Origin of the sequence: Thioalkalivibrio sp. ALE28 (genome assembly GCF_000377425.1) — a bacterium.
Classification (GTDB): Bacteria; Pseudomonadota; Gammaproteobacteria; order Ectothiorhodospirales; family Ectothiorhodospiraceae; genus Thioalkalivibrio.
The window spans coordinates 130,065-151,795 of sequence record NZ_KB898094.1; the positions used below are offsets into that span (position 1 = coordinate 130,065).

18 protein-coding genes are annotated in these 21,731 nt (G+C 67.0%); 13 read left to right on the forward strand and 5 right to left on the reverse strand.

Features of this window, described 5'->3' with window-relative positions:
- Positions 1-3: 3 nt before the first annotated feature.
- Together clpS and icd are read right to left on the reverse strand one after the other, a co-directional pair.
- A complete protein-coding gene (gene clpS / locus D105_RS0102725; protein ID WP_018140091.1) occupies positions 4-330 on the reverse strand; it encodes an ATP-dependent Clp protease adapter ClpS in 327 nt (108 codons plus the stop codon).
- A gap of 111 nt (positions 331-441) precedes the next feature.
- Complete coding sequence (gene icd / locus D105_RS0102730) at positions 442-1,698, reverse strand: NADP-dependent isocitrate dehydrogenase (protein WP_018877408.1); 1,257 nt, start codon at positions 1,696-1,698, stop codon at positions 442-444.
- Positions 1,699-1,853: 155 nt separating this feature from the next.
- Between icd and D105_RS0102735 the strand changes: the two genes are divergently transcribed.
- From D105_RS0102735 to D105_RS0102765, 7 genes are all read left to right on the forward strand, one after another.
- Complete coding sequence (locus D105_RS0102735; RefSeq protein ID WP_026280392.1) at positions 1,854-2,315, forward strand: NUDIX domain-containing protein; 462 nt, start codon at positions 1,854-1,856, stop codon at positions 2,313-2,315.
- The gene (gene mnmA, locus D105_RS0102740; protein WP_018866333.1) at positions 2,312-3,439 is read left to right on the forward strand and encodes a tRNA 2-thiouridine(34) synthase MnmA; all 1,128 of its coding nucleotides are present in this window, start codon (positions 2,312-2,314) and stop codon (positions 3,437-3,439) included. The genes D105_RS0102735 and mnmA overlap by 4 nt, the downstream gene beginning before the upstream one ends.
- A gap of 78 nt (positions 3,440-3,517) precedes the next feature.
- Positions 3,518-4,147, forward strand: coding sequence for a high frequency lysogenization protein HflD (gene hflD / locus D105_RS0102745; RefSeq protein WP_018866334.1), 630 nt, complete (start codon positions 3,518-3,520; stop codon positions 4,145-4,147).
- Positions 4,148-4,163: 16 nt separating this feature from the next.
- The gene (acnA, locus tag D105_RS0102750) at positions 4,164-6,917 is read left to right on the forward strand and encodes an aconitate hydratase AcnA (protein ID WP_018877410.1); all 2,754 of its coding nucleotides are present in this window, start codon (positions 4,164-4,166) and stop codon (positions 6,915-6,917) included.
- A gap of 66 nt (positions 6,918-6,983) precedes the next feature.
- On the forward strand, positions 6,984-7,313 hold the full coding sequence (locus D105_RS0102755) for a hypothetical protein (protein ID WP_018875491.1): 330 nt from the start codon (positions 6,984-6,986) through the stop codon (positions 7,311-7,313).
- Positions 7,313-8,152, forward strand: coding sequence for an HDOD domain-containing protein (locus D105_RS0102760; protein WP_018866337.1), 840 nt, complete (start codon positions 7,313-7,315; stop codon positions 8,150-8,152). The genes D105_RS0102755 and D105_RS0102760 overlap by 1 nt, the downstream gene beginning before the upstream one ends.
- Positions 8,153-8,181: 29 nt before the next feature.
- Positions 8,182-10,131 carry a bifunctional diguanylate cyclase/phosphodiesterase gene (locus D105_RS0102765; RefSeq protein WP_018877411.1) on the forward strand — a complete coding sequence of 650 codons (1,950 nt, stop codon included), beginning with the start codon at positions 8,182-8,184 and terminating at the stop codon, positions 10,129-10,131.
- 30 nt (positions 10,132-10,161) lie between these two features.
- On the opposite strand, the gene D105_RS0102770 is transcribed toward D105_RS0102765, so the two are convergent.
- Positions 10,162-11,541, reverse strand: coding sequence for a lyase family protein (locus tag D105_RS0102770; protein WP_026280393.1), 1,380 nt, complete (start codon positions 11,539-11,541; stop codon positions 10,162-10,164).
- Positions 11,542-11,659: 118 nt separating this feature from the next.
- On the opposite strand from D105_RS0102770, the gene purB reads away from it, so the two are divergent.
- Both purB and D105_RS0102780 read left to right on the forward strand, forming a co-directional pair.
- A complete protein-coding gene (purB, locus tag D105_RS0102775) occupies positions 11,660-13,027 on the forward strand; it encodes an adenylosuccinate lyase (protein ID WP_018877413.1) in 1,368 nt (455 codons plus the stop codon).
- 11 nt (positions 13,028-13,038) lie between these two features.
- Positions 13,039-14,211 carry a cupin domain-containing protein gene (locus D105_RS0102780; RefSeq protein ID WP_018877414.1) on the forward strand — a complete coding sequence of 391 codons (1,173 nt, stop codon included), beginning with the start codon at positions 13,039-13,041 and terminating at the stop codon, positions 14,209-14,211.
- Positions 14,212-14,233: 22 nt separating this feature from the next.
- Here the strand turns inward: D105_RS0102780 and dusA are convergent, their stop codons facing one another.
- Positions 14,234-15,223, reverse strand: coding sequence for a tRNA dihydrouridine(20/20a) synthase DusA (gene dusA, locus D105_RS0102785; RefSeq protein WP_018877415.1), 990 nt, complete (start codon positions 15,221-15,223; stop codon positions 14,234-14,236).
- A 56-nt stretch (positions 15,224-15,279) separates the two neighbouring features.
- Between dusA and D105_RS0102790 the strand changes: the two genes are divergently transcribed.
- Positions 15,280-16,707 (forward strand): Glu/Leu/Phe/Val dehydrogenase, encoded by a 1,428-nt coding sequence (locus D105_RS0102790; RefSeq protein WP_026280394.1) that lies wholly within the window; start codon positions 15,280-15,282, stop codon positions 16,705-16,707.
- 56 nt (positions 16,708-16,763) lie between these two features.
- Here D105_RS0102790 and D105_RS0102795 read toward each other — a convergent pair whose 3' ends face one another.
- Positions 16,764-18,149 (reverse strand): M17 family metallopeptidase, encoded by a 1,386-nt coding sequence (locus D105_RS0102795; protein WP_018877417.1) that lies wholly within the window; start codon positions 18,147-18,149, stop codon positions 16,764-16,766.
- A 118-nt stretch (positions 18,150-18,267) separates the two neighbouring features.
- On the opposite strand from D105_RS0102795, the gene D105_RS0102800 reads away from it, so the two are divergent.
- The 3 genes from D105_RS0102800 to D105_RS0102810 all read left to right on the forward strand — a co-directional run bounded on the left by D105_RS0102800 (position 18,268) and on the right by D105_RS0102810 (position 21,632).
- Complete coding sequence (locus tag D105_RS0102800) at positions 18,268-19,245, forward strand: ABC transporter ATP-binding protein (protein WP_018875500.1); 978 nt, start codon at positions 18,268-18,270, stop codon at positions 19,243-19,245.
- Entirely contained in the window at positions 19,242-20,024 is a 783-nt protein-coding gene (locus D105_RS0102805) for an ABC transporter permease (protein WP_018877418.1), read from the forward strand. Before D105_RS0102800 ends, D105_RS0102805 begins: the two co-directional genes overlap by 4 nt.
- A 99-nt stretch (positions 20,025-20,123) precedes the next feature.
- A complete protein-coding gene (locus D105_RS0102810; RefSeq protein ID WP_018877419.1) occupies positions 20,124-21,632 on the forward strand; it encodes a peptidoglycan DD-metalloendopeptidase family protein in 1,509 nt (502 codons plus the stop codon).
- Positions 21,633-21,731 lie beyond the last annotated feature (99 nt).

Here is a 21,731-nt window from a genome sequence, read left to right on the forward strand (position 1 = left end):
GAGTCAGGCCTCCTCCATCGAGCAAAGCAGTGGGTGCTGATGGCTGCGGGCGTAGTCGTTCACCTGCGCCACCTTGGTCTCGGCCACATCCCGGGTAAAGATGCCGCATACTCCCTTGCCGCGCGTGTGCACGTGCAGCATCACCCGGGTGGCCTTTTCGCGATCCATGCTGAAGAAGGTCTCCAGTACCTCGATCACGAACTCCATGGGCGTGAAATCGTCGTTGAGCAGGACCACCTTGTACTGTCGCGGTGGCTTGAGCTCCGGCCTCGATTCTTCGACCGTTACCGAGTCGTCTCGATCGGGGTTTTGGGGCTTGTCATCACTCATCGGTCGAACTCGCGCCTTCAGCGGTTACTCGTTTGGGTCGTCTCCATCCTCGAATGGTTCCGGGCCGAGGCCAAGTGCCCTTACGGACACTCCGACCACCGACCCGTCCCGTCACATGTGCTTGATCATCGCCTCGCCAAAGGCCGAGCAGGCAATCGGCTCGACGTTATCCATCAGCCGCGCGAAGTCGTAGGTCACCTCGCCGGCGCTGATCGCGCCGCCCATGCCCTTGACCACCAGGTCCGCCGCCTCGGGCCAGCCCAGATGCCGCAGCATCATCTCGGCAGACAGGATCAGCGAGCCGGGGTTCACCTTGTCCTGGCCGGCATACTTCGGCGCCGTGCCGTGGGTGGCCTCGAACATCGCGGTGGTGTCGGACAGGTTCGCACCCGGAGCGATGCCGATGCCACCCACCTGCGCGGCCAGCGCATCCGAGATGTAGTCGCCGTTCAGATTCAGCGTGGCGATCACCGAGTAGTCCTCCGGGCGCAGCAGGATCTGCTGCAGGAAGGCATCCGCGATCACGTCCTTGATCACGATGTCGCGGCCGGTCTTCGGGTTCTTGAAGGTCTGCCACGGGCCGCCGTCCAGGTCCTTCGCACCGAACTCCTCGCGGGCCAGCTCGTAGCCCCAGGCCTTGAAGGAGCCCTCGGTGAATTTCATGATGTTGCCCTTGTGCACCAGCGTCACCGACGGGCGGTCGTTGTCGATCGCGTACTCGATCGCCTTGCGCACCAGGCGCTTGGTGCCCTCGCTGGAAACCGGCTTCACGCCGATGCCGGCGGTATCCGGGAAGCGGATCTGGGTCACGCCCATCTCGTTTTGCAGGAAGTCGATGACCTTCTTCGCCTCCGGCGTGCCGGACTCGAACTCGATACCGGCGTAGATGTCCTCCGAGTTCTCGCGGAAGATCACCATATCGGTCTTCTCCGGCGCCTTCAGCGGGCTCGGGGTGCCGTCGTAGTAGCGCACCGGGCGCAGGCACACGTACAGATCCAGCTTCTGGCGCAGCGCCACGTTCAGGGACCGGAAACCGCCACCAACCGGCGTAGTCAGCGGGCCCTTGATGGACACGCGGTAATCCTTCACCGCCTCCAGGGTCTCGTCCGGAAGGCCCGAATCATCGTCGTAGACCCTGGTCGCCTTCTCGCCGGCATAAACCTCCATCCACTCGATCGCCTTCTTCCCGCCGTAGGCCTTCTCCACGGCCGCATCGGTCACCCGGCGCATCACCGGGGTGATATCGACCCCGATGCCGTCACCCTCGATATAGGGGATCACCGGATGATCCGGCACCTGCAGCTTCCCCTGCTCGTCGACGGTGATGCGTTCGCCCTTCTCCGGGACCTGAATGTGCTGATAGGCCATGCCAACTCCTTGTACGGAAATCGAGATCAATGGATCGGTCAATCGGGTATGCCTCGATTATACATGCCGAAGCGCCATCTCCGGGGGCCCGGAGCGAGTGAAATCGACGTTCCGTCATGGTCGTGTGCGCCACTGCCTGCGTTATCATCCGCCGCATGACCGAACGCCTCCCCTGTCACATCACCGTGGCCGCCGTGATCGAGCGCGAAGGCCGGTTCCTGTTTGTCGAGGAGACCGACGGCGGGCGCCGGGTCCTGAACCAGCCGGCCGGGCACCTGGACGCCCGCGAAGACCTGATCGAGGCGGTAATACGCGAGGTCCGCGAGGAGACCTCCCTCGCGTTCACCCCCGAGGCCACCCTCGGCTGCGATCTCCTGGAACTGGCCAGCGGCGCCGTCATCCTGCGCACCAGCTTCTGTGGCTCGACCACGCCCCTGCCCTCGCCCGGCCCGCGAGACCCGGCGATCCATGCCCTGCACTGGCTGACACCCGAGGCGGCCGAACGCGACTGGCCCCTGCGCAGCCCCCTGGTGATGCGCAGCATCCATCGCTACCAGGCTGGCCCGCGTCTCCCGCTCGCGGCGGTCGGCGGGCTGGTTCGGGCGGTCACGCCATGAGCGGCGGCGAGCGCGTCATCATCGGCCTCTCCGGGGGCGTCGACTCCGCCGTCGCCGCCAGCCGCCTGCTGGAGGCCGGCTATCGCGTCGAAGGCCTGTTCATGAAGAACTGGGAGGATGACGACGACGCCGAATACTGCGCCGCCGAGGCCGACTACGCGATGGCCCGCGAGGTCGCGGATTGTCTCGAGATCCCCCTGCACAAGGCGAACTTCGCCGAGGACTACCGCCAGCGGGTGTTCGCCCAGTTCCTCCACGAATACGAGGCCGGGCGCACCCCCAACCCGGACATCCTCTGCAACCGCGAGATCAAGTTCCGTTCCTTCCTCGACCACGCGCGCGAGCTGGGCGCCCGCTGGATCGCCACCGGTCACTACGCGCGGGTCCGCCATCATGCGGACTTCAGCGAGCTGTGCATGGCGGCCGACTCGAACAAGGACCAGACCTACTTCCTGCATACCCTGACTCAGGAGCAGTTACGCCCGGCCCTGTTCCCGCTGGGGGATATCCCGAAGGACCAGGTCCGGGAGCGGGCCCGCGAACTGGGTCTGCCGAACCACGCCCGCAAGGACTCCACGGGGATCTGCTTTATTGGCGAGCGGCGCTTCCGCGACTTTCTCGCGCAGTACCTGAACGCCGCCGAGGGCGAGATGCGCACCCCGGAGGGTCAGGTCGTCGGCCGCCACCAGGGCCTGATGTTCTACACCCTCGGCCAGCGCCAGGGTCTCGGCATTGGCGGGGTCGACGGTTTCGCCGAGGCCCCGTGGTATGTGGTCGACAAGGATCTCGAGCACAACGCCCTGGTCGTCGCCCAGGAGCCGCAGCATCCGCGACTGATGAGCCCGACGCTTGTCACCGAGCCGGTCCACTGGATCCACGACGTGCCTGCCCCGGACGAGCCGCTCCGGGCCCGCCTGCGCCACCGCCAGCCCCTGCAGGACTGCCGCATCGAGGCGCTTGCGCCGACGGGCGCCACAGTGGTGTTCGACAGCCCGCAGCGCGCCGCCACCCCCGGGCAGTCCATCGCCTTCTACCGCGGTGATGTCTGCCTGGGCGGCGCGGTGATCGCGACCCGGACCACGCTGGACCACCACGCAGGCGCCATTCAATCCGCGTCTCCCTGAGTGAGTCCGCCGGGTCACTTCCGGTATAGTGAGCCCTGCCTGGCGCCCCGCCCTCGACCCACCAAGGAATGAACTGGCTTGGACCGCTCCGATCACAACCGCACGCTGGCGCTTGCCGCCCTCTTCCAGTGCGCCAGCCTGGTCAAGGATCTGGCCTGGCGCGGCAGCTGCGACGAATACGAGTTCGAGGTCCTGATCGGCAGCCTGTTTGCCTTCGATGCCGAGACACCGGAGGCGGTCTACCGCGAAGCCGTCAGCCTGAAGAGCGGCCTGGAACGCATCGAGAGCCAGCTGCAAAACGGCAGCAAGCCGCCGGACATGGAGATCACCCGCTACGCGATCGGCTTGATCTTCCTCGAGCGCAAGCTGCAAAAACGCGACGATATGCTGCAGACGCTGACCGACGGTCTGCAGGGCGCGCAACGCCAGATCGACTACTTTCACATCACCCACGAGAGCGTGATCGCGCGGCTCGCCGAGATCTACAAGGAGACCATCTCCGAACTCGGCCCGCGCATCATCGTGCAGGGGGAACAGAACAACCTCTCCAACCCGGAGACCGCCGCGCGCATTCGTGCGTTGCTGCTGGCCGGAATCCGGGCCGCGGTCCTCTGGCGCCAGGCCGGCGGATCGCGCTGGAAACTGCTTTTTGGCCGCAAGCGGCTGATTCGCGAAGCGAACCACATCCTCAATCGACTCAATACCTGAACGCGGAAGACGCATCATGAGCCACGCCGACCCGAAGAACACCCAGACCCTGTCCGCTGGCGGCCTCGACTGCCGTTACGTGCCGATCACCGATGACGCCCGCGCGAAGGGTCTGCCCTTTGCCCTCAAGGTGCTGCTGGAAAACCTGCTGCGCTTCGAGGACGAACGCACCGTCCGGCGTGCCGACATCGAGGCCCTGCTGGACTGGGACCCGAAGGCCGAGCCGGCCCAGGAGATCGCCTTCCGACCGGCCCGCGTGCTGCTGCAGGACTTCACCGGCGTGCCGGCGGTGGTCGACCTCGCCGCGATGCGCGACGCGATGGAGGCCCTCGGCGGCGATCCGAAAAAGATCACCCCGCTGCAGCCGGCGGAGCTGGTGATCGACCACTCGGTCCAGGTGGATGCCCACGGCAACGCCAACGCGATGAACCTGAACGCGGAGCTGGAATACTCCCGCAACCGCGAGCGCTACAGCTTCCTCAAGTGGGGCCAGCAGGCCTTTGATACCTTCAAGGTGGTGCCACCGGACACCGGCATCGTCCACCAGGTGAACCTCGAATACCTGGCCCGTACGGTGTTCGTGGACGACCAAGCCGAGGGGGGCTGCATGGCCTACCCGGATACCCTGGTCGGCACCGATTCCCACACCACCATGATCAACGGCCTCGGCGTACTCGGCTGGGGCGTGGGCGGCATCGAGGCCGAGGCCGCGATGCTCGGCCAGCCGATCTCCATGCTGATCCCGCAGGTGGTGGGCTTCCGCCTGACCGGCAAGCTGGCCGAGGGCGCCACCGCGACCGACCTGGTGCTGGTGATCGTCGAGATGCTGCGCAAGAAGGGCGTGGTCGGGAAGTTCGTCGAGTTCTTTGGCGACGGCCTCGCCGATCTGCCCCTCGCCGACCGCGCGACCATTGCCAACATGGCACCGGAATACGGCGCCACCTGCGGCATCTTCCCGATCGACGACGAGACCCTGAACTACCTGCGCCTGACCGGGCGTGACGCCGGCCATATCGAATTCATCGAGGCCTATGCCAAGGCCCAGGGGCTGTGGCGTGACGACAGCGCCCCGATCGCCCGCTACAGCGACATGCTGGAGCTGGACCTGTCCACGGTCGAACCCAGCCTCGCCGGGCCCAAGCGCCCGCAGGACCGCATCCCGCTGAGCCAGGCCGGCGCCACCATCAGCCGCCATCTGGACACCATGCTGAAGGAGCGCGAGAGCGGCGCCGACGAACCGGCCGAGGCCGAGCGCTTCGCGGCCGAGGGCGGGCATACCGCCGTGGGCGTGGAACACCAGGCGGAGGAACCCCATCACACCGCCATCGAGATGGACGGCGAGACCTTCACGCTGGATCACGGCGACATCGTGATCGCGGCCATCACCTCCTGCACCAACACCTCCAACCCGTCGGTGATGCTGGGTGCCGGCCTGGTCGCGCGCAAGGCGCGCGAGGCGGGGCTGCAGGTCAAGCCCTGGGTGAAGACCTCGCTGGCCCCCGGCTCGCGCGTGGTCACCGACTACCTGGAGAAGTCCGGCCTGCTGACCGATCTGGAGGCCCTTGGCTTTCACGTGGTCGGCTATGGCTGCACCACCTGCATCGGCAACTCGGGCCCGCTGCCCGAGCCGATCTCCGAGGCCATCATCAAGGACGACCTGATCGTCAGCTCGGTGCTCTCCGGCAACCGCAACTTCGAGGGGCGCATCCATTCCGAGGTGCAGATGAACTTCCTCGCCTCGCCGCCCCTGGTGGTCGCCTACGCCCTGGCCGGGCGCAGCAATATCGACCTGTACAACGATCCCATCGGCGAGAACGCCGAGGGCGCGCCGGTCTACCTGAAGGACATCTGGCCGACCACCGACGAGGTGCGCGAGGCCGTCGCCAGCCACGTCGGCGCCGGCAGCTTTACCAGTGCCTACGGGGATCTCTACTCCGGCGAGGAGCGCTGGCGCAACCTGGAGGCCCCCAAGGGCGAGCGTTTCGAGTGGCAGGAGGACTCCACCTACGTCCGCAATCCGCCCTACTTCAAGGGCATGGGCATGACCCCGATGCCCTGGCACGACATCCAGGGTGCGCGCGTGCTGGCCCTGCTGGGCGACTCGGTCACCACCGACCACATCTCCCCGGCCGGATCGATCGCCAAGGACAGCCCCGCCGGGAAGTACCTGGAATCCAAGGGCGTAAAGCCCGCGGACTTCAATTCCTATGGCTCGCGGCGCGGCAACCACGAGGTGATGATGCGCGGCACCTTCGCCAACGTGCGCCTGCGCAACCTGCTGGCCCCGGGCACCCAGGGCGGCGTCACCCAGCACCTGCCGGATGGCGAGCAGATGTCCATCTACGACGCCGCCATGCGCTACCAGGAAGAGGACACCCCGCTGATCGTGATCGCCGGTCAGGAATACGGGACCGGCTCCTCGCGCGACTGGGCCGCCAAGGGGACCCTGCTACTGGGAGTCAAGGCGGTGATCGTCGAGAGCTTCGAGCGCATCCACCGCTCCAACCTGGTGGGCATGGGTGTCCTCCCACTGCAGTTCCTGCCCGGCGAGAACGCGGCCAGCCACGGACTGACCGGGCGCGAGACCTATAGCATCACCGGCGTGGAGAACGGCGAGGCCCGCGAGGCGACGGTGACCGCGGTGGACGACGACGGTCAGCGCACCACCTTCACCGTGCGTGTACGCCTGGATACCCCGCAGGAGGTGGACTACTTCCGCCACGGCGGCATCCTGCCCTACGTGTTGCGCCAGCTCGCGGGTTCCGCATAAGGTCTCGGCATGGGACGACGGATCTCCACGGAGGCAATACAGTCCGGTCAGACACTGGCGACCGCCGTGCATGACCGCTCCGGCCGTCTCCTGATCCCCGCCGGCATGGTGCTGCAGGACAAGCAGATCCGCGTGCTGCTGTCCTGGGGTATCAGCACGGTCGAGGTGGTCGAGGACGAGCAGGCAGCGGCCAATGATGGTCAGGACGAGCCTGTGGAGCTCCCGCCAGAAACCCGGCCCACGCCGGAGATGGAGGAACAGGCCGATACCATCCTGTCCGAGCGCTTCCGCCACTGTGACGTGAACGCCCACCCCATGGACGGGTTCCACCAGCTCGCCCGTGAGCAGTTGCTGGATGAGCTGATGCGCCGCGGGCACCGGTCCCGGGGTGCATGATGACCGTCGCCGAGTTCCTCGAGCAGGACGACTCGCTGTGCAGCTTTTCCGGCAGTTACAACACGATCTTCACCCGTCTTAGCGATCCCACGGCCAACGTCGCCGGGATCACCGAGGCAGTGGAGCTGGACCCGACCATCGCCGCGAAGACGCTGCGCATGGCGAACTCCTCGCTGTACGGCTTTCCCGAGCCCATCGACACCCTGCACCGCGCGGTCTCCATCATCGGCCTGCAGCAGATGCGCCAGATCGTGCTGTCGACAATCGTCATTGAGCATTTCCGTGGATTGCCGGTCATCGGCGTCGACATGGAGTCGTTCTGGCGCCACAGCATCGCGGTCGGCGTGCTCAGTCGCTCCATCGCACGGTTCCGCCGCGAGGCCAACATCGAACGGCTGTACCTCTACGGCATCATGCACGATCTGGGGCGGCTGCTGCTGTTCCTGCGCCTGGGCACCCGCACCGAGGAGCTGATCAACATCCGCGAACGCGAGCAGTGCCTGCTGTTCGAGGCCGAACGCGAGCTGCTCGGCTTCGATCATGCCGCCATCGGCTCCGCCCTGCTGGAGGAATGGGGCATGACCCCGGCCCAGGTGGAGGCCACGCGCTACCACCATGCCCCGGAGGAGGCACGCGCCTTCCCGGTGGAAACCGCGATCGTGCACGTCGCCGACAGCATCGCGAATTCGCTGCGCCTGGGATCGTCCGGCGAGCGCTTCGTGCCCCCGGTAAGCCCCGAGACCTTCGACCGGATCGGCCTGGAGATGCCGGTCTACGAAGACATCATCGGCCACGCCCGCAAGCATCTGGACCAGATGCAGGCGATCCTCCTCGACTGAGCCCGTATGCAGGCAAAGGACGCTGTTGCATGAGCCCATCGTATCGCACGCCCGAGGAGGTCAATGCCCTCCATGAGCGCATCCGCTTCCTCGAGGAGGCCCTGGAGGCCAACGCCTACGCGATGGACGTGCTCGCCTCGACCACGGCGATCTTTGGCGATACCGACCGCAACCGCAGCCCCGAGCTGATCATCCAGAACAGCATCGAGTCCATTCGTCGGCTTCTGCCGGCACAGGACATGGCGGTCTACGTGCTGGACAACGACTGCTCCTTCAATCTCGCCTACCAGGAGCGCCCGGAGGAGCTGGAGCCGGACCTCGCGGACACCGTGGAACAGCTGATCCGCGACGGGCAGTTCTCCTGGGCGCTGCATCAGAATCACCCGGTCTGCCTCCCCTCGCCGGTCGACGGCGAGAGCGTCATGCTCCACGTGATCTCCACGCGCACCCGGATTCGGGGGATGTTCGTCGCCCGCTTCCGCCAGTCGGAGCTGCAGCGGTACGAGATGATCCTGTCGACCCTGACCATGGTGCTCTTCAATACCGCCTATGCCCTCGAGAGCGCCGACCTGTTCCAGATGATGGATCGGCGCCAGAAGGCCCTGCAGCGGATCACCGAGCGCCAGTCGCGCGAACTGCTGCACCACATGTCGCACGACTCGCTGACCAACCTGCCCAATCGCATGCTGTTCAGCGACCGCCTGTCACAGGCCATGGAGCGCCATGCCGGCGCCGCCGGTCACGTGGCGCTGATCCTGCTGGACCTCGACAATTTCAAGCGCACCAATGACTCCCTCGGCCATCGGGCCGGCGACGAGCTGATCCGCAAGGTCGCGCAGGACCTCTCCGAACTGCTGGACCATGCGCGCGAGCGTTCCGGTCGCCACCTGCGCACCACCCTGTCGCGCCTGGGCGGCGACGAGTTCGGCATCCTCGTGGAGGACAGCCAGGGGCTGGAGGGTATCGTCCGCCTGGTCACCGACGTCGTCCGCAAGACGGCAACCGAGCGCCAGATCTTCGATCAGCCGGTGGTCAGCAGCGTGTCCTGTGGTATCGCGGTGTACCCCTACGACGGCGAGGACGCGGACACCCTGCTGGGCAACGCGGATGCCGCGATGTACGAGGCCAAGCAGCGCGGGCGCAACGGGTTCCGCTTCTATACCCAGGACCTCAACGCCCGCACCTTCCGTCACTTCGAGCTGGAAAACGAGCTGGGCCAGGCCATTGCCAATGAGCAACTGGTGCTGCACTACCAGCCCAAGGTGGAGCTCGCGACCGGCCGGGTCATCGGCGCCGAGGCCCTGATCCGCTGGCAGCACCCGAAGCTGGGCCTGCTGCCGCCCGGCCACTTCATCGAACTGGCCGAGGACATGACCCTGATCGAGGAGATCGGGGAATGGGTGCTGCGTCAGGTCTGCCGCGACCTGCAATCCCTGCGCATGGGGGAGGACGAGCTCCCGCGGGTCGCGATCAATGTCTCCGCCCGCCAGCTGCGCCAGCCGGATCTGGCCGGCGGCTTCCATCGCATCATCCGCGAGGCCGGCATCCCCACCCGCTGCATCGAACTGGAGCTCACCGAGACCAGCATCATGGATGACCCCAAGGGTGCCGCGCGCGTCTTCCAGCGCCTGCGCCAGGTTGGCATGTCCCTGGCCGTCGACGACTTCGGCACCGGCAACGCCTCGCTGATGCAGCTCAAGCAGTTGCCGGCCGATACCCTGAAGATCGACCGCTCCTTCGTGAAGGATCTCGACCACGGCGAGGAGCATGCGCAGATCGTGCGCGCGATCGTGCTGATGGCCCGCACCCTGGGGCTCGACGTGATCGCCGAAGGCGTGGAGACCGAGCGCCAGGCGCAGATCCTGCAGGACCTCGACTGCCACACGGCCCAGGGCTACTTCTACTCGCACCCCGTCCCGTTTGCCGACTTCCGCGGGCTGCTCCAGCCAGGCGTGGCGCTCCCGCTCGCGACCGCCTGACGCCTCGTCCTCCTGCGCCCCGCGACGCTTCTATTCTGACGGGCCGGTCAGGTTCGCGGGGTCCAGGAGGGCCTGCAGGCGCTCGCGCGGGATGTCAGTGTGTTCTGCCGCCACCTCGACGATGGGCCGCCCGGTCGCGTAGGCCTCCTTGGCGATACGCGCACCGGCCTCGTAGCCAATCTCCGCGTTCAGGGCCGTCACCAGGATGGGGTTGCGGTCCAGGGCGGCGCGCACGACCGCCTCGTTCACGGTGAAACCCGCGATGGCGCGGTCCGCCAGATGCCCGGCCGCACGCGCCAGCAGGCCCGTCTGATTCAGCAGATTGTCGGCGATCATCGGCAATCCCACGTTCAACTGGAAATTGCCGCCCTGCCCGGCGGCCGCGATCGCCGCATCCAGACCGATCACCTGCTGCGCGGCCATGATGACGCCCTCCGGGATCACCGGATTCACCTTGCCCGGCATGATCGAGCTGCCCGGTTGCAGGGCCGGCAGCGCGATCTCGCCCAGCCCCGCCAGCGGACCGGAGTTCATCCAGCGCAGGTCGTTGGCGATCTTGATCAGGCTGGTGGCCGTGGTGCGCAGCTGCCCCGACAGTTCCACCGCCGTGTCCTGGCTGGCGAGCCCCGCGAACCCGTTGGATTCGCGCTCGAAGGCAATGCCAGTGCGTTCCGCCAGGCGCTGTGCCACACGCTCGCCGAACGCAGCCGGGGCATTGATCCCCGTACCCACCGCGGTGCCACCGATCGCCAGCCGGTTTACCCGGTCGCGGGTCGCGCGCAGGCGTTCGACATCCAGCTCCAGCTGCGTGCGCCAGCCAGACAACTCCTGGCTCATGCGCACCGGCATCGCGTCCATCAGGTGGGTGCGCCCGGTCTTCACGATCGCGGTCAGTTCGCCCTCGCGCCGCGCGATGGTGGCGATCAGGTGACGCAGCGCCGGGATCAGTTCCTGTTCCAGCTGGGTCGATGCCGCCACGTGCAACGCGGTCGGGATCACGTCGTTCGAGCTCTGGGAACGGTTCACGTGGTCATTGGGGTGGATCGGCAGGGCCTCGCTGGAGGCCAGGCGCGCGATCACCTCGTTCATGTTCATGTTGGTACTGGTGCCCGATCCGGTCTGGTAGACATCCACCGGGAAGGCATCCGCATGTTCGCCACTGGCGATGGTCTCGGCGGCCGCGACAATGACCCCGGCCACCTCCGCCGGCAGCTGCTCCAGCGCCTGATTGGCTTCGGCACAGGCCGCCTTGGTTTGCGCCAGGGCACGAATGAAGGCCGCCGGGAGGGGGCGTCCGGCGATCTGGAAGTTGTCCACCGCACGCTGGGTCTGGGCGCCCCACAGGGCCTGCTCCGGGACCGCCACCGGTCCGAGACTGTCCTGTTCCTGACGCATTGCGGGCTTCGACATGCCGTTCTCCTGGTTGGGTCCGCGCGGGTAGCCGGGGTCTCCCCGGCGCGATGCTGTATTGCAACTGAACGCCTTAGTATACTGCGCCGCCTGACTCGAACCCGACCCCGGAATGCCCATGTCCCCGAGCCCCCTGACTGCGATCAGCCCTGTCGACGGCCGCTACGCGCGCCATACCCGCGACCTGGCGCCCTACTTCTCCGAACAGGGCCTGATGCAGGCCCGCGTGCGCGTGGAGATCGCCTGGCTCAAGGCCCTGGCCGCCGAGCCGGCTATCCCCGAGGTGCCGGCCTTGACCGACGCGGCGGGTGCCTTCCTCGATGAGATCGCCTTCGGCTTCGACGAGGTCGCGGGCGCCCGGGTGAAGGAGATCGAGGCGACCACCAACCACGACGTGAAGGCGATCGAGTACTACATCAAGGAACAGATGGCGGACCGCGCCGACCTGCAGAGCCAGATCGAGTTCGTGCACTTCGCCTGCACCTCCGAGGACATCAACAACCTCGCCTACGGCGTGATGGTCCGCGAGGCCCGCGACCAGGTGATGCTGCCGGCCCTGGACAGCGTGCTCGCCCCCCTGCGCACGCTTGCCGAACGCTTCGCCGAACAACCGATGCTCGCGCGCACCCACGGCCAGCCGGCCTCCCCCACCACCATGGGCAAGGAACTGGCCAACGTGGTCGCGCGTCTGGAGCGCCAGCGCGACGAGATCGCCGCCGTCGCCTGCCGCGGCAAGATCAACGGCGCGGTCGGCAACTTCAATGCCCACAGCGTGGCCTACCCGGAGGTCGACTGGCCGGCCCTGTCGCGGCGAATGATCGAGGGCCTGGGGCTGGAACCGAATACCCACACCACCCAGATCGAGCCGCATGACTTCCTCGCCGAGCTGTTCCATGCCTTCATGCGCGCGAACACCATCCTGCTGGATGCGGCGCGCGACATCTGGGGCTATATCTCGCTGGGCTACTTCAAGCAGAACGTTGTGGCCGGCGAAGTCGGCTCCTCGACCATGCCGCACAAGGTCAACCCGATCGACTTCGAGAACGCCGAGGGCAACCTCGGCCTGGCCAATGCCCTGTTCGATCATCTCGCGGGCAAGCTGCCGGTGTCGCGCTTCCAGCGCGATCTGACCGACTCCACCGTGCTGCGCAACATCGGCCTGGCGTTCGCCTGGTCGCTGATCGCCTACAAGGCCTTCGATCGCGGCCTCGGGAAGCTGGAGATCGAGCCCGGCCGCCTGGCGGAAGACCTGGACCAGAACTGGGAGGTCCTGGGCGAGGCGGTCCAGACCGTGATGCGTCGCTACGGCATCGAGTCGCCCTACGAGAAGCTCAAGGAACTGACCCGCGGGCAGCGCATTACGCCCGAGGCCCTGGCGGCCTTCATCGACGGCCTCGAGATCCCGGAAGAGGCCCGCGCGCGCCTGCGCGAGCTGACGCCGGGCACCTACACCGGCATCGCCGAGAAACTCGCGCGCGACCTCTGATCCCGCACGGCATGGCGGCCCCGGATCCGAACCAACCGCTGGTCCTGCTTGGCGGGCTCACGCCTGCCGAGTTTCTGCGCGACTACTGGCAGCAACGCCCGCTGCTCGTGCGCAATGCGGTCCCGGGTTTCGAGAATCCCATCGAGCCCGACGATCTGGCCGGCCTGGCGACCGATCCGGATGCCGCCAGCCGCATCGTCCGCGGGCATGTCGACCGCCAGGACTGGGACGTGGAGTACGGCCCCTTCGACGCCGAGCACCTGGGGCAGCTGCCCGCGCAAGACTGGACCCTGCTGGTCACCGACGTGGAACGCTTCTGGCCCGGCGGGTCGGACTTCCTCGCCCGTTTCGACTTTATCCCGCGCTGGCGCCGGGACGACCTGATGATCTCCTATGCCCCGCCCGGGGGCTCCGTCGGGCCGCATGTGGATCAATACGACGTGTTCCTGTTCCAGGCGGCAGGACGCCGCCGCTGGCAGATCCAGGACCCACCGGGATCGCTGGATTGCCACGACGACCTGCCGCTCGCCATCCTGCGCGAGTTCCACCCGAGCGAGACCTGGGAGCTGGGCCCCGGCGACCTGCTCTATCTGCCGCCCGGTCTGCCGCATTACGGCCTGTCGCTGGATGCGCAGTGCATGACCTGGTCGGTCGGTTTTCGCGCCCCGACCATCCTCGACGTCCTGACCGGCTTCCTCGAGGAGCGCGCGAACGTGATCGGCGACCAGGCGCGTTTCGAGGATCCGGGGCGTCACCCGGCTGCCTGCCCCGCCGAACTCCCCGCCGCGGATCGCAGGGAACTGCGCGAGGCCCTGCGCGCGCTGCTCGCCGCGGAGGACCAGGACCTGGACGCCTATCTCGGCCGATTCCTGACCCGCCCCGCCGGGAACATCGAGCTCGCTCCGGAAGACCCCGGGATCGCGGCCCGCGCCGGGGCCGCGGAACGCTTCGTCCTCCACCCCGGTATCCGCCGCGCGTGGTTCCAGGGCCCCGACGGCCCGGTCCTGTGCGTCGGTGGCAATGACTATCCCGCACAGCGCGTCACGCCCGAGATCCTGGAGACGTTCTGCCGCGCGGAGACGCTCAGCGTCGCGGAATGGGAGGAGGCGATCCCCGCGATCCGCCAGATCCTGGCGGACGGGCTCGAGGCGGGCTGGATCGCCCCGGAGACGCCCGCCGAGTAGCCGCCTGTACGGTGGTGAGGCGTCAGGCCGCCCGGGGCAGACAGGCCCGGGCGGCGCGCTCGATCAGCTCCGGGCCGGCGCCGGGCTGATGGGCCCCCTCGGTCAGGACACGCCGCCACTGACGGGCCCCGGGCTCCCCGTGGAACAGTCCCAGAATGTGCCGGGTCAGGCGAGCCAGCGGCACGCCATCTCGCCGCATCCCCTCGGCCAGCTCCAGGAGCCCCTCCAGCACCCCCTCGCGTGTCGGATCCTGTTCCGCACCGAAATACACCCGGTCCACCAGGGACAGGCTCCAGGGCTCGTGGTAGGCCTTGCGTCCGAACATCACGCCATCCACCTGCTCCAGATGGGCCCGGGCACCCGATACATCGTCGAGCCCGCCGTTCAATACGATGGTCAGATGCGGAAACTCCGCCTTCAGGCGGTACACGCGGGCGTAGTCCAGCGGCGGGACATCGCGGTTGTCCTTGGGGCTCAACCCCTGCAGCCAGGCCTTGCGCGCGTGCACCACGAACACCCGGCAGCCGGCCGCGGCGACCTGCTCCACGAAGGCATGCAGATCGGCCTCGGAGTCCTGGTCGTCGATGCCGATCCGGTGCTTGACGGTTACCGGGACCTCCACCGCGTCGCGCATCGCCGCCACACAGTCGGCCACCAGCCCCGGATCCGCCATCAGGCAGGCGCCGAACGCCCCGGACTGGACGCGGTCGGAGGGACAACCCACATTCAGGTTAACCTCATCGAAACCGCGCGCAGCGGCGATGCGTGCCGCCTGCGCCAGCGTGGCCGGGTCCGACCCGCCCAGCTGCAGCGCGATCGGGTGTTCCTCCGCGGCAAAGCCAAGCAGGCGGTCGCGATCGCCATGGATCACCGCGTTGGCATGCACCATCTCGGTATACAACAATGCCCGTCGGGTCAGCAGCCGATGGAACCGGCGACACCAGGTGTCCGTCCAGTCCATCATCGGTGCGACCGAGAACCGCGGGTCGGGAAAGTGGCCCGCGTCACCCATCCGCGAAGCCCCCGTGCCGCGCAGGCCGCCTCGCAAAGCCATAAAGGATTGCCGTCATGTCGGAAAGCGAAGTCCCTGAAACCTTTCTTGATAGTGTCTCACACATGGTCGACCGGGCCATGGCCTACCTCGAACTCCCCGAGGGGGCGCGCGAGGCCCTGAAGTCCTGCGACTCGGTGATTCAGGTCAGCTTTCCGATCCGCTTTCGCGACCGCATCGAGGTGTTCAAGGGCTGGCGCGCGGTGCACTCCGCGCATCGCCTGCCATCCAAGGGCGGTCTGCGCTTCTCCCCGACCATGGATCAGCAGCACGCCGAGGCCCTGGCGGCCTTGATGACCTACAAATGCGCCATCGTGGACATCCCCTTCGGGGGTTCCAAGGGCGGGCTTCGGATCGATCCGCAGAAATACGACGAGTGGGAGATGGAGCGCATCACCCGACGCTTCGCCCACGAACTGATCCAGCGTGACTACATCAGCCCCGCGCAAAACGTGCCGGCCCCCGATGTGGGGACCTCCCAGCGCGAGATGGCCTGGATCATGGAGACCTACCGCGAACGGCATCCGGAAGATCTCGATCATGCCGCCTCGGTGACCGGAAAACCCGTCGAACTGGGGGGCATCGTCGGGCGTCTCGAGGCCACCGGACGCGGTGTGCAGTACGCGCTACAGGCGTTCTTTCGCGAGGGCTTGGCCGCCCGCGAGGCCGGGTTCGAGGGTGGCCTGAGCGAACAGCGCATCATCATTCAGGGCTTCGGCAACGTCGGCTACTATGCCGCGCGCTTCCTGCAGCAGGACGATCACGTGAAGATCGTCGGCGTCATCAAGAGCGATGGCGGCGTGTACTGCGAAGACGGTATCGACGTCGAGGCGCTGCACGACTACGTCCGCCGCAGCGGCACCATGGAGGGCTTTGCCGGCGTCGAGTTCGAGCGCGACGGCAACCGCATCCTGGAACGCGAATGCGACATCCTGATCCCGGCGGCGCTGGAAGGCGCGATCCATCGCGGCAACGCCGACCGCATCCAGGCCCGGCTGATCGCCGAGGCCGCCAACGGGCCCTGCACCTGGGAGGCCGACCAGGCACTGCGGGCCCGCGGGATCACGATCCTGCCGGACGTCTACGTCAATGCCGGGGGTGTCGTCGTGTCCTACTTCGAATGGGTGCGCAACCTGTCGCACATGCGCTTCGGGCGCCTGGAGCGGCGCTACGACCAGTCCCAGGGCCAGCACATCGTGACGGCCATCGAGATGATGACCAACGAGAGCATCCCGGAATGGATTCGCGACGCGGTGGTTCGCGGTGCCGAGGAGATCGATCTGGTTCGTTCCGGCCTCGAGGACACCATGCGCGAGGCGTTCCGGGAGATGCACGAGGTCCGCGAGGTGGAAAGCAACGGCGAGGTACTCGACTACCGCACCGCCGCCTATCTGATCGCCCTGCGCAAGATCATCCGCGCCCGCAGCGACCTCAAGCTCATCTGACCCACACGCTCCGCGAACGCAGGGGATCCGGGGAATTCCCTCCCCTGCCCACGCCCCTAACCCGCCGGCCCGTACCGCGACTCCAGCGCGGCGAACAGGGCACGCAGGCCCATCGCCTCGCCGCCCTTGGGTCGGCCCGGGCGGGCCCGATCGTTGAAGGCCATGATGTCGAAGTGCAGCCAGGTCGTGTCCTCGGGGACGAATTCCTTCAGGAACAGCCCCGCAGTGATCGCACCGGCGTAACCGCCGCTGGAACTGTTCACGATGTCGGCCACGTCGCTGTCCAGCATGTAGCGATACGGCGTGTGCAGGGGCAACTGGCACATCGGATCGTCCCATTCCCGTGCCGGCTCGACCAGCGCCCGGGCCCAGCCTTCGTCCTCGGTGAAACAGGCGCTGATCTCGGTCCCCACGGCCACGCGCGCGGCACCGGTCAGCGTGGCGAAATCCACCAGCAGGTCGGGGTGGAACGATCCCGCCCGATCCAGCAGGTCGGCCAGCACCAGGCGCCCCTCGGCATCGGTGTTGTCGATCTCGATGCGCTTGCCGTTGCGCGCGGTCAGGACGTCGCCCGGGCGGAACGCCCCGGCACCAATGGCATTCTCGACCGCGCCGATCAGCACGGTCAGGCGCACCGGCAACGCCTGCGCCATGATCAGGCGGGCCAGACCCAGCGCGATGGCCGCCCCGCCCATGTCCTTTTTCATCTGACGCATGGAATTCCCGGGCTTCAGGTTCAGCCCGCCCGAATCGAAGCACACGCCCTTGCCCACCAGCACCAGCGACGGGGCATCCGGCGGCCCCCAGGTCAGCTCGATCACCCGCGCGCCGTGGTCACTGGCCGCACCCACCGCGTGGATGCAGGGGAAGTCCTGTTCCAGCTTGTCGCTGTCACTCACGACATGCAGGCTGCAACCGAAGGCCTCGGCCAGATCCCGGGCCTGCAGGGCCAGGTTGGCCGGCATCATGTCGGCGGCGGGGGTGTTGATCAGGTCGCGGGTCAGGCCGATCGATTCGACAAAGGCCTGAACCCGGGCCGGGTCGGCGTCTTCCGGCCAGACCAGCCGTGGCGTGCGTTCCTGCGGTTCGCGGTAGCGGTCAAAGCGGTAGCGCCCCAGGCCCCAGCCGATGGCGGCGAGGTTCTGGACGTCGGCGTTGAGAAAGTCCGTCTCCAGACGATAGTCGCCGCTGCCCAGTGTCTCCGCCGCCGCGGCCAGCATCCAGATCGGCGTCTCGGCGTCGAACCCGGCCAGAACTGCCGCCAGCCCGCCGTCCGCGTCGGGAATACGCAGGATCGCGCCCGGCTCCGCCTCGAAGCCGGAGGCCTCGACCCACTTGCGCCAGCTCTCCGGCGCGGCCTCCAGGCGGACCGGGAGTGACTCGCGGCTGACCGGGATCAGCGGGACAGCGGTTTCGGACGACGCAACAAAGACAGAATCCACGCGGCTTTCCTCGAAATCGATCCAAAACGGCCATAATACGCATCTTGTCGATCCCCCGGGATCGTACCCACTCAGCCGGTGCGCGGTTCCGTGTGCCGGGGCCCTACAGGATGTGACGATGACGCCAGCGCTGGAGATTCGCGGGCTCAAGAAGACCTACAAGAACGGATTCGAGGCCCTCAAGGGGATCGACCTCGAGGTGGCGCCCGGCAGCTTCTTTGCCCTGCTGGGCCCCAACGGGGCCGGCAAGTCCACCACCATCGGGATCATCACCTCGCTGATCAACAAGACCGCGGGCACGGTCAAGGTCTTCGGCCACGACCTGGACACCGACCTGCAGGCGGTCAAGCGCTCCATCGGGCTGGTCCCGCAGGAGTTCAACTTCAACAACTTCGAGCCGATCGGCGAGATCGTCGTCAACCAGGCGGGCTACTACGGCATCCCCCGGCGCGAGGCCTGGGAGCGCTGCGAGCACTACCTGAACGAGCTGGGCCTGTGGGAAAAGCGCAAGGACATGGCGCGTACGCTGTCCGGGGGCATGAAGCGCCGGCTGATGATTGCGCGCGCCCTCGTGCACGAACCGCGGCTGCTGATCCTGGACGAACCCACCGCCGGCGTCGATATCGAACTGCGCCGCTCCATGTGGGACTTCCTGACCCGCATCAACACCGACGGACGCAGCATCATCCTGACCACGCACTATCTCGAGGAGGCGGAGACGCTCTGCCGCAACATCGCGATCATCGATGACGGCGGCATCATCGAGAACACCACGATGAAGCAGCTCCTCGCCAAGCTCGAGACGGAGACCATGGTCCTGGATCTCAGCGAACCGCCCCCGGGCCTCCCCGAGGATGCGCCGGTGGCCCTGCGCCAGGTCGACGAGCTCACGCTGGAGGCCGACATCCGCCGCGGCCAGCACCTGAACGATCTGTTCCGGGTCCTGGATCAGGCCGGAATCCGCGTTCAGAGCATGCGCAACAAGGCCAACCGCCTGGAGGAACTGTTCATCCGCATGACCCGCAACGGCCAGAGCCCCAGTCACCTCACGCCGGGTGCCAGCGGCGCCAGCGAGCAGCCGGAGAACCAGGCATGAGTAGTACCCACCTGCGTCACTACTGGACCGCCTTCCGCACCATCGTCACCAAGGAGGTGCTGCGCTTCGCCCGCATCTGGGTGCAGACGGTGCTGCCGCCGGTGATCACCACGGCCCTGTACTTCATCATCTTCGGTGGCCTGATCGGCGAGCGCATCGGCGACATGGAAGGCTATCGCTACATGGACTTCATCGTGCCCGGCCTGATCATGCTGGCCGTGATCACCAACAGCTATTCCAATGTGGTTTCGTCCTTCTTCGGTTCCAAGTTCCAGCGCCATATCGAGGAGTTGCTGGTCTCGCCGATCCCCAACAGCGTGATCATCCTCGGCTTCGTCTTCGGCGGCGTGGCCCGCGGCCTGGCGGTGGGTGTGGCCGTCCTGCTGGTGTCGCTGTTCTTCAGCCCGCTCAGCGTGCACAACGCCCTGGTCATGCTCGTCATCGTGCTGATGACGTCGATCCTGTTCGCCCTGGCCGGGCTGATCAATGGTGTCTTTGCCCGTACCTTCGACGATATCGCGATCGTCCCGACCTTCGTGCTCACGCCGCTGACGTACCTGGGCGGGGTGTTCTACTCGATCAGCCTGCTGCCGGAGTTCTGGCAGGGCGTGTCGATGCTCAACCCCATCCTGTACATGGTGGACGCCTTCCGCTACGGCAGTCTCGGCCACAGCGACTTCCCCGTGGCCATGTCCTTCGCCATCATCGCGGGCTTCATCGCCGTCCTTTACTCCGTGGCACTGATCCTGCTCAATCGCGGCGTCGGTATCCGATCCTGACGCCCAGCCCCGGCGAAACCGCCGGAAAGCGGCTTCCGACGGTGTTTATTGCCCGAAAAAACGTGGTATAAAGCGGAAACTCTCCGGGGCAAGGGCCATATGGGTTACAACAGAAAGACATCGCATTTCTTTCTGGCGGGCACCGCCGGACTCGCCATCCTGGTGGGTACCAGCCTCCTGCTCGCCTCCCAGCCCGCCGAGACCTCCCAGCCGCTCCAGATCGGTGCCGGCAACCCGCTCCCCGTCGCCAAGCTGTCCCTCGCACGCCCGGACCACCCGGCCGGAGGCGCGTCGATCAGCCCGGCACCGTCGGCGTCGTTCGATGCGGGCGCGCAGACCGTCGCGTTTGCCACCGACATACTGGACGACCCGAGCAGCGGCTACCACGACGACCCCATCGACCCGGACGCGGAGGCGCCCACCTCCTACGAAACCTTCGACCTCGACGGTGAGGGCGATACCGCCGCCGAGGCGGACGCGGCCGAGGACGAATGGCACAGCCATACGCTGAAGGATGGCGAGCGCCTGACCGGACTCTGGGAACGCGAATGGGAGCTTCCCCTCGCGACGCTCTATCGCCTGCTGGATGACGAGGAGAACGCCTCCATTCTGAACCGTGTGCGTCCCGGCCAGGAGATCGAGTGGCAGGTGGACGACGAGGGCTATCTGACCCGCATGCGCCTGTGGACCTCCCGCGCCAGCGGGCACGAGTGGATCCGCGAGGCCGAGGGCTGGGATTTCGAACGCGGCGAGGTCGAGAATGGCCGCGAGGTCAGCCACCTGATCATCAGCGCCGAGATCGACGGGAACATCGCGTCCGCGCTGAGCGAACGCGCGGATATCTCCCCGGGGGCGGCCAACGCCCTGGCCGTACTGCTCGACCGCTACCTGCCCGTGCGTACCCATGCCCGTACCGGTGACCAGTTCACCCTGCTGGTGGAACAGGAGACGCTGGTCGGCGACGACACCCCGCACAACCTCCGCCTGCTCGCCTTCGACTATGAAGGCGAACGCATCGAGATCCGCGCCGCCCGCAACGTCAACGGCCGGTTCTACACGCCCGAGGGCGAGAGCCTGCTGCCGCCGTTCGACCGCCGCCCGTTTGCAGGCAATTACCGCATCAGTTCCAGTTTCAACCCCCGCCGCCGCCATCCGGTCACCGGCCGCGTGGCCCCCCACCACGGTACGGACTTCGCCATGCCCGTGGGCACACCCATCCTCGCGCCGGCCGACGGCCGCGTGACCCGCGTGGAGAATCACCCCTACGCCGGGCGTTTCATCGTCATCGAGCACGGCCAGGGATACTCCACGCGCTACCTGCATCTGCAGCGACAGCTGGTACGCCCCGGGCAGACCGTGGAGCGCGGTGACCGTATCGCCCTGTCCGGCAACACCGGCCGCAGCACCGGGCCCCACCTGCATTACGAGATCCACGTGAACAACCGGCCGCAGAACCCGATGCGCGTGGAGCTCCCGGAGAGCGATGCCCTGGAAGGCGACGAACTCGACCGCTTCAAGTCCATCAGCCAGACACTGCTGGCCCAGCTGGACAACGGGGTGCGCAACCAGCAGGTCGCCTTCACCTCGTTCGAAGAGCTGACCCGTTGAGGGATTGATCCGAGGGTCCCGGCGGTGGGCGCCTCGCGTTCATCGCCGGGGTCCTGATTGCGTGGTGGCCTCCTCTCCCTTGTCTCCCCTGCTCGACTG